Here is a 12,940-nt window from a genome sequence, read left to right as displayed (position 1 = left end):
AGCTGACTATCAGGTTATCAGTGACAACGAAAGAGTCTCGTCTCACATATGAGACAGACTTGAGCTGCAGAAAAACGCGTGCGGAGACCGGCCGATCCGCGTCAGCACGACGGTAGCCTCGACGGGCCCGCGCGGCTTGAGACGCCGGCGCAGCGCGTCCGGATCCACGTCGAGTCCGCGAATCAGGATCTCCAGCCTGCCCACCTCGCGACGCCGGATGAGGGCCCTCAGGTCCTTTTCTCGGTAGGGGCCGTGTTCCAGCACCTGGAACGCGCGCACTCCGGGCGGCGGCGAGTTCCCGGTCAGGTAGGCGATCCGCTCGTCGAGTTGCCACAGGCCGTGCCGTGCGCCGTAGTGCCGGACCAGACCGGCCCGGACCACCGCACCGTCCGGATCGATGATCCACTCGCCCGGCGCGGCCACGGCGATTTCGTCCGGTTCCTCGTCGGTGATCGTCCACGCCGAGCCGTCCGAACGCAGCACGCTCGCCCGTCGCCCGGCCGTGGCGAGCCCGCCCGTCCACAGACAGGCTTCGCGCACCTGGCCGTCCAGCGACACCAGTTCGACCTCCCGGGCCCAGCTCACGGCCGCGCGGTCGAGGCCGGGCGAGCACTTGACCACGAGGTCACGCCCCGCGTACACCTCGGCGAGGCTGTTCAGCGGCGGCACGAAATCCTTCGGGTTCCAGGTTCGTCGCCCGGCCCCATCACGGCGAGCCGGGTCCGCCACCACGACGGTGCCCCGGCTCACCGGGTGCAGCGCGTCCGCGCGCACCAGCGTGACGCCGGGACAGTTGTGCCGGGCCATCGCCAGCCGGACACTGTCCACATCGGACCCCAGACAGCGCCGCGCGACCTTGGCCGCCTCGGCCGTGTCGGCGCCGATCGAGCACGTCACGTCGTGCACGTCCCGCCCGGCCAGCCGCTTCGCCCGATGCCGCGCGACCGGCGACGCGCTCGCCTGCTGAAGCGCGTCACCGGTGAACAGCCACCGGCCGGCGGAGTCCAGTTTGGACACCGCCTTCCGGCGCAGCAGCACGGTTTCCAGCACGGCCGCCGACCTTGCTCCGGCCAGCCGGCGGGCGGCTTCGACGTCGGCGATCCGGGTCGCGTCGGTCAGCGCGAGCGCGTCGCACTCGGCCAAGGCGCGTTCCCCGGCGGCCGAGGCGAGAAACGCGACGTCGGACAGAGAGAACGAGTAGCTCAGGCGCCCTCCCCGGCCGCCTCCGGTTTGGTGCCGGTGATCATGACGTTGTAGAACAGCTCGCGCGGCAGGACCCTGGCCAGCACCTTCCGGTCCAGCGCGGACAGCCGCAGCCACAGGTGGTAGGCGAACAACCGCCACCGCACGGTCAGCTTCTCCGGCGGTACCGCGGCCTCGAAGGTGCGGATCGGCCAGCCCGCCAGCGCCGCGGCGAACTCCTCGGTGACCGCCCTGACCGCCCGCGCACCCGCGTTCCGCGCCATCCGCTCCAGGTCGGACGGGTCGAAGGTGTGGATGTCGACCACGGCTTCCAGCGCCGCCGCCCGCGACGAGGAATCCAGTTCCTCCTGCGGGCGGCGCCACGACGACAGCCCCGGCAACCGGGTGGCGTTCGTGGCGAGCCACCAGGTGATCCGGCCGAGACGGCGGGCGTAGAAGTCGCCGATCTTGGTCGGTTCACCGGCGAACACGAAGCGGCCACCCGGCTTGAGCACCCGCAGCACCTCGCGGAAGGCCGCCTCCACGTCCGGGATGTGGTGCAGCACGGCGTGCCCGACGACCAGGTCGAAGCTGTTGTCCGGGTAAGGAATCCGCTCCGCGTCGGCCACCCGGCCGTCCACGTCCAGACCCAGCTTTTCGGCGTTGCGGAGCGCCACCTGGACCATGCCCGGCGAAAGGTCGGTGACCGAGCCCTTCTTGATCACCCCGCCCTGCATCAGGTTGAGCAGGAAGAAACCGGTGCCGCTGCCCAGTTCCATCGCGGTCGGGTACGGACGGCCCTCCTCGCCCGCCACCGCGGTGAACACATCGGTCGCGTAGGAGACGCAGCGCTCGTCGTAGGAGATCGACCACTTCTCGTCGTAGGTGCCGGCCTCCCAGTCGTGATAGAGCACGTTGGCCAGCTTGGGATCGCGGTAGGCCGCCTGGACCTCTTCGGCGCTCGCGTGCGGGTTGGGCGGCGGATCAATCGCTGCATCCGTCATGGGGTTACTTCCCTTCGAAAGTGGCCTTGCCCGGCCCGTTCTCGACGAACGACCGCATGCCGTTCTTCTGGTCTTCGGTCGCCCACAACGCGGTGAACAGGTGCGTCTCCAGCTTCAGTCCGCCGGCGAGGTCGATGTCCAGCCCGCCGTCGATCGCGGCCTTCGCGTGCGCGAGGGCGACCGCCGGACCCTCGGCGAACTTCGAGGCCCAGGCGAGCGCGGCCGCGTAGACGTCGTCCGCGCCCACGACCTCGTCCACCAGGCCGAGAGAAAGCGCTTCCCGAGCGTCGGCGAACCGCCCGGTGTAGATCAGGTCCTTCGCCTTGGCGGGCCCGATCAGCCGCGCGAGCCGCTGGGTACCGCCCGCGCCGGGGATGATGCCGAGCAGGATCTCCGGCTGGCCCACCTTCACGTTGTCACCCGCCACCCGCCGGTCGGCCGTGAGCGCGAGTTCCAGGCCCCCGCCGAGCGCGTAACCGGTGATCGCGGCGACGGTCGGCTTCGGGATGGCCGCGACCTCGGCCATGGTGGTTTGCAAGCCGGTGCCGAACCGGCGCATCTCGACGTAGGAACGGGAGGCCATCTCCTTGACGTCCGCGCCGCCGCAGAACGTCTTCTCGCCGCCGTAGAGGATCACGGCCCGCACGTCCGACCGCTCGGACGCCTCCTTCGCCGCTTCGGCCAGCTCGGCGGTGACCTGGGCGTTGATGGCGTTGACCGGTGGCCGTTCCAGCCGGATCGTGCCGATACCGGAGTCGACTTCCAGCCGTACGAACTCGCCCACGCAGTCCTCCTCAACTCACCGGTAACTTAGCCGCCACCTTACCGGCGACGTGCGAAGAAACGATCGCCGGAGCGTTCCAGCACCAGGTCCTGATCGAAGGTCTTGGACAGGTTCTCCGCGGTGAGCACGTCGTCGAGCAGCCCTGAGGCGACCGCTCGCCCGTCGCGCAGCAGCAACGCGTGGGTGAACCCGGGCGGGATCTCTTCGACGTGGTGGGTGACCAGGACCATCGCCGGCGCGTCGGGATCCATCGCGAGCGCGGACAGCCTGGCGACCAGGTCCTCGCGGCCGCCCAGGTCCAGCCCTGCGGCGGGCTCGTCGAGCAGCAGCATCTCGGGGTCGGTCATCAGCGCGCGGGCGATCAGCGTGCGCTTGCGTTCCCCCTCCGACAGCGTGCCGAAGGTCCGCTCCGCCAGATGAGCGATGCCCATCGCGGCGAGAAGCTCCCCGGCACGATCGAGATCGAGTTTGTCGTAGGCCTCCCGCCAGCGGCCGACCACCGCGTACCCGGCGCTCACCACGACGTCGCGCACCTGCTCGTCGCCCGGCACACGGCTGCCGAGCGCGGCGCTGGTGAACCCGATGCGCGGCCGGAGTTCGAAGACGCTCACCTTGCCCAGGCGCTCGCCGAGCAGGTCCACCGTGCCCGCGGTGGGAAACAGCTCGGCCGCCGCCAGCCGGAGCAGGGTGGTCTTGCCGGCCCCGTTCGCTCCGAGCACCACCCACCGCTCGTCCAGCTCGACGTTCCAGTCGAGGTCGGCCAGCAACTCGTTGCGGCCACGGCGAACCGCGACACCCGACATCCGCACCACGAGGTCGTCCAGGTCAGTCACGGGCCCCATTGTGTCCAGTCGCCCACGCTCGTGTCTCGCCGCCCCGTGCCTATAGGTGAGAAATCACTGTGCGGGCTTTACGGACACCGATCCGGCGGTCTGGTGCGCCGGTCGTCCTTTCGCGACCCGGAACCGGCCGGGTGGCATGCCGTACGCACGACGGAACGCCCCGGCGAAGGCGAACTCGCTCGAGTAGCCGACCTGGCGGGCGACCGCGGCCAGCGGTGCGTCGGTCTCGCGTAGCAGGCGTGCGGCACAGTTGAGCCGCCAGTCGGTCAGGTAGGTCATCGGTGGCTTGCCGACCAGCGCCGTGAAGCGCTTGGTCAGGGCGGTGCGGGACAAGCCCACGGTTTCCGCGAGTCGCGACACCGTCCACGGCTCGCTCGGACTGTCGTGGATCGTGCGCAGCACGGCGGCGATCGCCGGGTCCGCGATGTCCGGCCGGTCCGCCGGAATCGTGTCCGAAAGCCACTGGCGCAGGACGTGCACGAGCATCAGGTCGAGCAGCGCCGGCCAGGTCACCGCGGTGCCCTCCTGGTCCGCTGACTCGTCGGCGAGCAGGCTGGCCAGCGACCGCAGCTTCGGGTCCCGGCCGTAGTCCGGTGACACCACGAGCAAGCCGGGCATGGCCGTGAGGTAGGGGTGCACCTGGCCCCGGTCCAGCCGGTAGGCACCGCAGAGGAACTCGAAGTCGGCCGGACCGGACGCGGGTTGCTCCACACCCAGCCGCACCAGCGGCAACTCGCCGAACGCCCCGGGGGCATGACTGAGCCCATGGTCGGCTCCGGACGGGATCAGGACGACATCGCCGCTCCGCAGTGCCTTCGGCGGCGCGTCCGGCGCGAGAAGCCAGCCGTCGCCTCGCAGGACGAAATGAAAGCCGCTGCCCGTCAGGCCGGAATACCGCATGCCCCAGCGACCGGACTGCCGGAACTTCCGGACGGTTCCCCGGCCCACCCGCACGCTGTTGATCGCCTGGCTGATCACGTCCACCGAAAAGAGGCTACTGGGCACAGATTCGTATGGGGTCGCGACAATCGGATATGGCCTCGCCCGGTCGGCGACTGGTTGAGTCGCTGACCATGAGCGAAGACAAGGCCACGCTGTGGGACTGCATCGTGATCGGCGGGGGCGCCGCCGGGCTGAGCGCCGCGCTCACCCTCGGCCGGGGCCGGCGGACCACCCTCCTGATCGACGCCGCGCGGCAGAGCAACCTCGTCACCACCGGCATAGGTGGCCTGCTCGGACATGACCGGCGCTCCCCCGCCGAATACTATGCGGCCGGGCAGCGGGAACTGGCGGCATATCCGGCCGTCGAAACGCGCCGGGCCGAAGTGATCGACGGGGCCGGCAACGACGACGAAACCTTCACCGTCACGTGCGGGGACGGTCGCCGCGAGCGAGCGAGAAGCCTGATCCTGGCGACCGGCATGGACTACCGCCACCCGCCCGTGCCCGGCCTCGCCGACCGCTGGGGTGACTCGGTTTTCCATTGCCCGTTCTGTCACGGCTGGGAGGTCGCCGATCGCCCGATGGCCGTCCTGGCGCAGGGAGCGGTGGGTGTGCACGGAGCCTTGAACCTCCGCGCCTGGAGCGATCGGGTCACCTTGGTGACCAACGGCGGCGAGCTGACCGCTCAGCAGCGAGAGCGACTGGCCGCGGGCGGGGTGGCGTGGGACGAACGGCCGATCGCCGCCCTCGACGGGCCGGGGACCGAACTGCGGACCGTCGTCTTCGCCGACGGCGATGAACTGGCCGTCGGCGCCCTACTGGTCAAAACGACGCTGCTGCAACGGTCTTCGCTCGCCAAGGACCTCGGCGCGTCCCTGATCGAACCGGACGAGATGCTCAGCGTCGAGGCGATCCGGGTGGACGCGATGTGCCGGACCGATGTTCCCGGGCTTTACGCGGCGGGCGACGCGGCGACCACCGTCCCGCCGTCGGTGGCCGCCGCGGTCGCGTCGGGCCATCTGGCCGGCGCGAGCGCTGTGGTGAGTCTGGCCACCGCCTGATGAACATGAACACCGCCGCCTCCCTCAGGCGTGGATGACGAGGCCTAGTTCGGCCGGGCTCGCGAGCAGCGGGTGGCGCGGCAGGATGCGCACGGTGTAACCGAGCGAACCCGCGTGCGGCAGCTTCAGGACCGCACCGAACTCGCCTTCGCCCGCGGGCGTCATCGGCATGGCGACGGGTTCGTGCAGATCGTCGGTGTCGGCGACCCTGCCGACCACCGCCTGAACCTCCACTTCGGACGGATCCAGCCCGGCAAGGTCGAGGTGCGCCCGCACCCGGACCTCGTTGCCCACCACCAGATCCTCCGGGGGCTCGACGGTCAGCTCGGTGTCCAGAATGCGGATCTTGCGCCACACGGTGTCGATCCGCGTCCGGTACCCGGCCAGTGACTTGGCGCCCGCGTAGGAGTCCCGCGAAGCCTCGGCCACCGTGCGCGCCGCCGGCTGGTAGCAGTTTTCCACGTACTCGGCGACCATGCGCGACGCCTGCACACGCGGGCCGAGGGTGTCCAGCGTGTGCCACACCCGTGACATCCAGCCCTTCGGCACGCCGGCGGCGTCACGGTCGTAGAACAGCGGCGCGATCTGCTGGCCGAGCAGGTCGTAGAGCGCCGCGGCCTCCAGTTCGTCGCGGCGGAGCGGGTCGGAGATGCCGTCCGCGGTGGGGATCGCCCAGCCGTTGCTGCCGTCGTAGCACTCGTCCCACCAGCCGTCCCGGATGGACAGGTTCAGCCCACCGTTGAGCGCCGACTTCATGCCCGAGGTACCGCACGCCTCCAACGGCCTGGTCGGGTTGTTCAGCCACACATCACATCCGCGATAAAGGTAGCGGGCCATCGACATGTCGTAGTCGGGCAGGAACACCAGGCGGCGCCGGATCGCCGGGTCGTCGGCGAACCGCACCATCTGCTGGATCAGCGCCTTGCCGCCCTCGTCGGCCGGATGCGACTTCCCCGCGACGACGATCTGGAGCGGCCGGTCGTCGTCGAGCAGCAGCGCGCGCAACCGCTCGGGATCACGCAGCATCAGCGTCAGCCGCTTGTAGGTGGGCACGCGGCGCGCGAACCCGACGGTCAGCACGTCCGGGTCGAAGACCCCGTCGACCCAGCCGAGTTCCAGCGCCGAGGCCCCCCGCTGCGACCAGGAGTCACGCAGGCGGCGGCGCACCTCGGCGACGAGTTTCTGACGAAGGTCGCGCCGCACCGCCCACAGCCGCTCGTCGCTGACACCCCTTCGGCTCGGCACGGGCATGGCGGAGGCGTCGGGGGCGTCCCAGGAGGAGTTCTTCATGTCCTTCCCGCCGAGGAGCGCGGTCAGTTCGCGTGCCACCCAGGTCGGTCCGTGAACGCCGTTGGTGACCGAGGTGATCGGCACCTCGTCAGCGTCGAAACCGGGCCACAGCCGGCAAAACATGCGCCGGGTGACCCGGCCGTGCAGCGCCGAGACCCCGTTCGCCCGCTGGGCGAGCCGGAGACCCATGTGCGCCATGTTGAACATGCCCGGGTTGTCCTCGGCGCCCAGCGCGAGAATCCGCCGCAGGTCGAGGCCGGGCAGGAGACGCCCGTCACCGAAATAGTGCTGCACCAGATCCACCGGGAACCGGTCGATGCCCGCCGAAACCGGCGTGTGCGTGGTGAACACGGTGCCCGCACGCACCGCGGCGAGCACCTCGTCGAAGCCGACGCCGTTCCCGTCGATGATCTCGCGCGCGCGTTCCAGGCCGAGGAAACCCGCGTGCCCCTCGTTGGTGTGGAACACCTCCGGCTGCGGATGGCCGGTGAGCTCGCAGTAGCGCCGCACCGCGCGCATCCCGCCGATCCCGGCCAGGATCTCCTGGCGGATGCGGTGATCGGCGTCGCCGCCGTAGAGACGATCGGTGACCCGGCGCAGGTCCTCGTCGTTGGCGTCGATGTCGGTGTCCAGCAGCAGCAACGGAACCCGGCCCACCCGCGCCTTCCACACCTGCGCGGTCAGTTGCCTGTTCCTCGGCATGGCCACGCGCACCAGCACCGGCTGCCCGTCGGGTTCGGTGAGGCGTTCCAGTGGCAGCCCGCTCGGGTCGATCACCGGGTAGTGCTCGACCTGCCAGCCGTCCAGGGACAGCGCCTGGCGGAAATAGCCCGACCGGTACAGCGGGCCGACACCGATCACGGGAACCCCGAGATCCGAAGCGGCCTTGAGGTGGTCGCCGGCGAGCACGCCGAGGCCACCCGAGTAGTTCGGCAGCGCTTCGTGCACGCCGAATTCGAGCGAGAAGTACCCGATGGCGGCGGGCGCGTCCGCCGCGTCGGGGCGCCGCTGGTACCAGCGTTCCTCGGTCAGGTACCGATCGAGGTCATCGGTCGCCGCGCGTGCCCTGGCCAGGAATCCCTCGTCACCCGCCAGTTCCTCGAGCCGCGTCGACGGGACGGCGAGAAGCATCCGCAACGGGTCCCGGACACGGCGGAACAGTTCGTCGTCCATCGACGCGAACAGATCGCGGGTGGGCGGATGCCATGTCCAGCGCAGGTTGGTCGCCAGCGCGCGCAAACCCGCGAGCGGTTCCGGAAGACTCGCCCGGACGGTGAACCGGCGGATCGCTCTCATAACGATCGACCATAGCGCCAGGCAGTCTTTCCGAACCGGTCAGCGATGCGATCAACGCCGCACCGGTTCGCTCGCGCCGATCTTCTCGATCACATCCGCCAGTCCGAGGCCGCGTCCCGCCGCGTAGGCCTCGGCGAATTCCGGTCCGCTGAGCCGTTCGCGCAGGCCCGCCACCACCCGGGGCGCGTCCGCCGGGTCCATGCGTTCCGGGAAGAACCCGATCTGGTCGCAGATCGCGTCACAGCCGCCGAGCAGGGTGGCGGCCTCGCGGTGACGGCCCGCGGCATCGAGGATGCCGGCCATCAGGTGGATTCCGGTCAGCGTCGAGGTGACGTCACCACCCCGGTGCACCGCGACCGCCGCCCGCGCGCGCTCGGCCGCGGTCGCGAGATCACCCCGGTCGAGCGCGACCTTCGCGCTGATCCACAGGGCCGAAGCCGGCGAAGCGGTGGACGCCCTGCTGGCCGTCGCGGGTCCCGGTTCCGGCTCGCCGCAGGCGATCGTCGAGATCCGCCAGTTCGGGGGCGCGCTCGCCAGGGAACCGCGCCACCCCAGCGCTTTGTGCCACCGCGACGCGGCGTTCAACCTGGCGACGATCGGAGCCCTGGTGCCGCCGATAGCCGACGCGGTGCGCACGCACGCCGAAGGCGTGATGACCGCGATGTCGGCCTGGTCCACCGGCTCGGTGCTGCCGAACTACGCGGCGGGTACCGGCGTGGAACGGCTCGCCCAGTCGTATGAGCCGCAGACGCTGGCGGCTGTCCGCCCTCGCCGACCGCTATGACCCGGAGGCGGTGTTCCGGGCAGGCCAGGTGCCACCGCGCACGGTCTACTAGTGCGTGCTTCAGAAGCCCGGGGTTCCGCATGAGGTGAGTAGGCGCGCGCGAGCGCCGAAGGCTTCGGATTTTCGGAGGCGGGGCGCCTGCCTGCGGAAAGTGACGGTGCTTCGAGAGCCACGGCCCGTCTACGCGAATCCGATCGCGCGCCTTTGAAACACCGGAAGTAGAGCCCGTGCGATGCCGTCGAGGGGCGGCACCGCACGACCTTCGCATCGAGGGCGTCGGGGGTGCGTACCCAAGGAACTCACCACACGCACGGCCACCAACTCGGTAAGGTTCCGGTGCCGGTGTCCGGATCTACAGCGTTGGTCGGGGGTACGCATGAAGCCTGGGGGGACCGCACGTCTCTTGGTCGCGGCGGTCGCCGGAGCACTGGTCCTGGGCTTGACGGCCTGCACGGGCGACGACGCGCGGGGCACCGCGGCGACCACCGTCGACGGGCTGCCGATCACCCATTTCGCCAGCGGGCTCAAGGCGAACGCGCCCAAGCCCGACCTGAACGTCACCAACCTCTCCGGCGACGACTCCGACAAGGTCGCCACGGCCACGATCGCCGATGTCGAGGACTACTGGAGCGACCGCCTGCCCGACGACTTCGGGATCCGGTTCGAGCCCGTCACCAGACTGCTGTCCTACGAATCGAACGGGCCGAACCAGAAGAACGCCTGCGGGGACACCCGGCGCAACGTGAACGCCTTCTACTGCGGTCGCGACGATTCGGTGAGCTGGGACCGCGGGGTGCTGCTGCCGAACATGATCCAGCAGTTCGGGCCGCTGTCGGTGGTCACCGTGCTGGCCCACGAATTCGGGCACGCGGTGCAGTTCCGGCTCAGGGACAAGGCCGGCATCAGCGGCAACACACCGACCATCGTCAAGGAACAACAGGCGGACTGCTTCGCGGGCAACTACTTCCGCTGGGTGGTCGAGGGCAAGAGCCGCTACTTCGCCGTCTCCACCTCCGACGGCCTCAACGCGGCGCTCTCCTCGCTGTTCCTGGTGCGGGACAGCGCCGGTACCTCGGCGACCGACAGCCAGGCGCACGGCACCGCCTTCGACCGGATCTTCGCCTTCCAGCTCGGCTTCGAGAAGTCGCCGAAGGACTGCGCGGCGCTGACCCTGGCCACCATCCAGCCGCGGCTGACCGAGCGGCCGTTCGACCCCACGGACCGCAACAAGGGCGACGTGCCGATCAACGACGCGACGATCAGCGCCCTCCAAGCCAGCTTGAACGACTCGTTCGCGGGGGCGAAGGTGCCGGCACCCTCGATCGTCGCCACCGGCGGCCGCTGCCCCGACAGCCCGTCCACGCCCCCGGCGTCCTACTGCCCGGCGAGCAACACGGTCAGCATCGACCTGCGCACCCTGGCCGCGCTCGGCAGGCCGGTCGACCAGGAGGCGGAGTTCAACGGCGAAGACAGCGGTGGGCACGGCGACTTCGCGGCCCTGTCCGAGGTCGCTTCGCGGTACGCGCTGGGCATCGAGAGAGGGGTCGGCGCCTCACTGACCAACCCGAACGCCGGGCTGCGCACCGCCTGTCTCGTCGGCGCCTGGGCTGCGGCGACCTCGAAATCGACGCGCGATCTCCGGCTGTCCGCCGGTGACCTGGACGAGGCGATCTCCGACCTGCTGCGGCCGGAAAGCCTGATCGCGTCGGACGTCAACGGCAGGCGCGTGGACGCCGGGTTCACCCGCGTCGAGGCCATGCGCATCGGGTACCTGCAGGGGTCGGGCCCCTGCAGTACCCAGTACGGCTGATCAGAAGAGGGCGCTCGCGAGGTCGCGGCGGGCCTTGGCGACGCGCTCGTCCGCGGGGTCGAACAGCTCGAAGAGACCGACCAGGTGCTCGCGTACGCGGTTGCGGTCGGCTCCGGCGGTGCGACGGACCGTCGAGAGCAGCCGGCCGAACCCGTCCTCCACCTTGTTCTGCGCGATCTCGAAGTCCGCCGCCGCGAGCTGGGCATCCAGATCGGACGGGTCGGCGTCGGCGCGGGCGACCGCGGCGGGGTCGGCGACGGCGGCCCTGGCCGCGAACCGAACCTGCGCCAGCGCCGCCTGTGCCAGCGCGTTGGCTGGTTCGGCGTCGAGAATCCGCTGGTAGGCGGCCTCGGCGTCGGCGTAGTCGCCACGTTCGAACGCGGCTTCCGCCTCGGTGAACCGAGGGTCCTCGGGCTCTTCGACGGGACCGGCATCCGGTATCCCGGGCAGCTTGTCCTTCAGGGCGTCGAGCAGCGAGTTCAGCCACTTCTTGATCTCCGGCTCCGGCAGCGCGCCGGAGAAGGCGTCGACCGGCTGGCCACCGGCGATCGCGACCACCGTCGGGATCGACTGCACCCCGAAGAGCTGCGCGATGCGCGGGTTCGCGTCCACATCGATCTTGGCGAGCATCCAGGCCCCGCCCGACTCGCCGGCGAGCCTCTCCAGGACCGGGCTGAGCTGCTTGCACGGCCCGCACCAGTCGGCCCACAGGTCGACGACGACGAGCTGGTTCAGAGATCGTTCGACGACCTCGGCCTGGAAATCCGCCTCGGTGACGTCGATCACGTTACCGGTGGCGTCACCGGAGGAGGTCGCCTGCGAGGGCCGCGACTGCTGTTGCCGCGCCGCGTCCGCGCGTGCCTTCAGCGCGGACAGGTCGACCGCGCCGGACAGCGCGGCGGACATGGCTGCTGACTTCGCTGCTGATCCGCGTGGATTCGTCACCCTTCCATCCTGGCACGACCTTCGCCGGGCGTGGCGCGTGCCCTTTGCGCCGCCAGGTCATGCTGCTTCCGCCGCGAGTCGGCACAACGCGTGTCATGCGCCGAGGTGCCGCTCCACCCGCTCCACCTTCGCCTCGATCTGGCCGGAGTCGTAACCGGGCCGGATGTCGGCCTTGAGGACCAGGCTCACGCGGGGCGAGCCCTCACCCGCGGCTTCGACGGCGCGTTTGACGACCTCCATCACCTCGTCCCACGAGCCTTCGATATTGGTGAACATCGCGTTGGTGGAATTCGGCAGGCCGGAATCCCGCACCACCTTGACGGCCCGCGCGACCGCCTCACTCACCCCGCCGTCGGGGTCGCCACCCGACGGGCTGACGCTGAACGCCACGATCATTCGTGCCTCCGAGGAGCCTGTTGCTTGTTGAGGCACACCCTGCCACTTCGCGAGTACCCGCTGGTAGCTTCGGCAACCATGAACCGCCCGCTCCCGTTCGACCCCATCGCTCGTGCCGCCCAGTTGTGGGAGGACCGGATCGGCCCGTCCGGCACGATGGCCGCGGTGACCGGGATCATGCGCGTGCAGCAGATCATCCAGTCCGCCGTGGACGGTGCGCTCAAACCGCACGGGCTGACGTTCGCCCGCTATGAGGCACTGGTGCTGCTGACCTTCGCGCGGCGGGCGAGCCTGCCGATGCGGGTGATGGGGGAACGGCTTCAGCTGCACCCCACCAGCGTGACCAACATCGTCGACCGGCTGGAGAAGGACGGACTGGTCAAACGGGTGCCGCACCCGACCGACCGGCGGACCACCCTGGTGGAGATCACCGAGGAGGGCCGGGCACGGCGGGCGGTGGCGACCAAGGCCGTCACGGCCATCGACTTCGGGCTCGTCGGGCTCACCGCCAAGCAGACCGAGACGCTGACCGACCTGCTCACCAAGGTCCGCCGGACCGCCGGCGACTTCGACGACTGAGCCCCGCGCCCACGACCAGAAGGGC

13 protein-coding genes are annotated in these 12,940 nt (G+C 70.2%); 4 read left to right on the top strand and 9 right to left on the bottom strand.

Annotated elements, in window-relative coordinates:
• Positions 1-42: 42 nt before the first annotated feature.
• Genes ACFSXZ_RS24460 through ACFSXZ_RS24440 form a run of 5 tightly spaced genes read right to left on the bottom strand, consistent with a single transcriptional unit; the run spans position 43 to position 4,796 of the window.
• On the bottom strand, positions 43-1,206 hold the full coding sequence (locus ACFSXZ_RS24460) for a class I SAM-dependent methyltransferase (RefSeq protein WP_378267603.1): 1,164 nt from the start codon (positions 1,204-1,206) through the stop codon (positions 43-45).
• Positions 1,203-2,186 (bottom strand): class I SAM-dependent methyltransferase, encoded by a 984-nt coding sequence (locus ACFSXZ_RS24455; protein ID WP_378267470.1) that lies wholly within the window; start codon positions 2,184-2,186, stop codon positions 1,203-1,205. The genes ACFSXZ_RS24460 and ACFSXZ_RS24455 overlap by 4 nt, the downstream gene beginning before the upstream one ends.
• 4 nt (positions 2,187-2,190) lie before the next feature.
• Positions 2,191-2,970 (bottom strand): enoyl-CoA hydratase/isomerase family protein, encoded by a 780-nt coding sequence (locus ACFSXZ_RS24450; RefSeq protein ID WP_378267469.1) that lies wholly within the window; start codon positions 2,968-2,970, stop codon positions 2,191-2,193.
• A 38-nt stretch (positions 2,971-3,008) separates the two neighbouring features.
• Complete coding sequence (locus ACFSXZ_RS24445; protein WP_378267468.1) at positions 3,009-3,812, bottom strand: ABC transporter ATP-binding protein; 804 nt, start codon at positions 3,810-3,812, stop codon at positions 3,009-3,011.
• Between the two features lie 54 nt (positions 3,813-3,866).
• Positions 3,867-4,796: an AraC family transcriptional regulator gene (locus ACFSXZ_RS24440; protein WP_378267467.1), complete on the bottom strand. Its 930-nt coding sequence runs from the start codon at positions 4,794-4,796 to the stop codon at positions 3,867-3,869.
• Positions 4,797-4,885: 89 nt separating this feature from the next.
• On the opposite strand from ACFSXZ_RS24440, the gene ACFSXZ_RS24435 reads away from it, so the two are divergent.
• The gene (locus ACFSXZ_RS24435; RefSeq protein WP_378267466.1) at positions 4,886-5,815 is read left to right on the top strand and encodes an NAD(P)/FAD-dependent oxidoreductase; all 930 of its coding nucleotides are present in this window, start codon (positions 4,886-4,888) and stop codon (positions 5,813-5,815) included.
• A 24-nt stretch (positions 5,816-5,839) separates the two neighbouring features.
• Here ACFSXZ_RS24435 and glgP read toward each other — a convergent pair whose 3' ends face one another.
• The gene (glgP, locus tag ACFSXZ_RS24430) at positions 5,840-8,401 is read right to left on the bottom strand and encodes an alpha-glucan family phosphorylase (RefSeq protein ID WP_378267465.1); all 2,562 of its coding nucleotides are present in this window, start codon (positions 8,399-8,401) and stop codon (positions 5,840-5,842) included.
• A gap of 51 nt (positions 8,402-8,452) precedes the next feature.
• Positions 8,453-8,986, bottom strand: a complete 534-nt coding sequence (locus ACFSXZ_RS24425) for a hypothetical protein (RefSeq protein WP_378267464.1) — start codon at positions 8,984-8,986, stop codon at positions 8,453-8,455.
• A gap of 22 nt (positions 8,987-9,008) precedes the next feature.
• Between ACFSXZ_RS24425 and ACFSXZ_RS24420 the strand changes: the two genes are divergently transcribed.
• Together ACFSXZ_RS24420 and ACFSXZ_RS24415 are read left to right on the top strand one after the other, a co-directional pair.
• The gene (locus ACFSXZ_RS24420) at positions 9,009-9,185 is read left to right on the top strand and encodes a hypothetical protein (RefSeq protein ID WP_378267463.1); all 177 of its coding nucleotides are present in this window, start codon (positions 9,009-9,011) and stop codon (positions 9,183-9,185) included.
• 376 nt (positions 9,186-9,561) lie between these two features.
• Positions 9,562-10,995, top strand: coding sequence for a neutral zinc metallopeptidase (locus ACFSXZ_RS24415; RefSeq protein WP_378267462.1), 1,434 nt, complete (start codon positions 9,562-9,564; stop codon positions 10,993-10,995).
• On the opposite strand, the gene ACFSXZ_RS24410 is transcribed toward ACFSXZ_RS24415, so the two are convergent.
• Positions 10,996-11,901, bottom strand: coding sequence for a tetratricopeptide repeat protein (locus tag ACFSXZ_RS24410; protein ID WP_378267461.1), 906 nt, complete (start codon positions 11,899-11,901; stop codon positions 10,996-10,998).
• Positions 11,902-12,033: 132 nt separating this feature from the next.
• A complete protein-coding gene (locus ACFSXZ_RS24405; RefSeq protein WP_378267460.1) occupies positions 12,034-12,336 on the bottom strand; it encodes a thiamine-binding protein in 303 nt (100 codons plus the stop codon).
• Positions 12,337-12,414: 78 nt separating this feature from the next.
• On the opposite strand from ACFSXZ_RS24405, the gene ACFSXZ_RS24400 reads away from it, so the two are divergent.
• Positions 12,415-12,915, top strand: coding sequence for a MarR family winged helix-turn-helix transcriptional regulator (locus tag ACFSXZ_RS24400; protein ID WP_378267459.1), 501 nt, complete (start codon positions 12,415-12,417; stop codon positions 12,913-12,915).
• Positions 12,916-12,940 lie beyond the last annotated feature (25 nt).

Origin of the sequence: Amycolatopsis pigmentata (assembly GCF_042684065.1) — a bacterium.
Classification (GTDB): Bacteria; Actinomycetota; Actinomycetes; order Mycobacteriales; family Pseudonocardiaceae; genus Amycolatopsis_E; species Amycolatopsis_E pigmentata.
Note: the sequence above shows the minus strand (reverse complement) of the source record. Positions and strands in the feature narration are given on the sequence as shown.

Coding starts and splice junctions, on each gene's coding strand:
- ACFSXZ_RS24455 (WP_378267470.1), bottom strand. CDS start 2,186: ATGACGGATGCAGCGATTGATCCGCCGCCCAACCCGCACGCGAGCGCC.
- ACFSXZ_RS24445 (WP_378267468.1), bottom strand. CDS start 3,812: ATGGGGCCCGTGACTGACCTGGACGACCTCGTGGTGCGGATGTCGGGT.
- ACFSXZ_RS24435 (WP_378267466.1), top strand. CDS start 4,886: ATGAGCGAAGACAAGGCCACGCTGTGGGACTGCATCGTGATCGGCGGG.
- glgP (WP_378267465.1), bottom strand. CDS start 8,401: ATGAGAGCGATCCGCCGGTTCACCGTCCGGGCGAGTCTTCCGGAACCG.
- ACFSXZ_RS24415 (WP_378267462.1), top strand. CDS start 9,562: ATGAAGCCTGGGGGGACCGCACGTCTCTTGGTCGCGGCGGTCGCCGGA.
- ACFSXZ_RS24410 (WP_378267461.1), bottom strand. CDS start 11,901: ATGTCCGCCGCGCTGTCCGGCGCGGTCGACCTGTCCGCGCTGAAGGCA.
- ACFSXZ_RS24405 (WP_378267460.1), bottom strand. CDS start 12,336: ATGATCGTGGCGTTCAGCGTCAGCCCGTCGGGTGGCGACCCCGACGGC.
- ACFSXZ_RS24400 (WP_378267459.1), top strand. CDS start 12,415: ATGAACCGCCCGCTCCCGTTCGACCCCATCGCTCGTGCCGCCCAGTTG.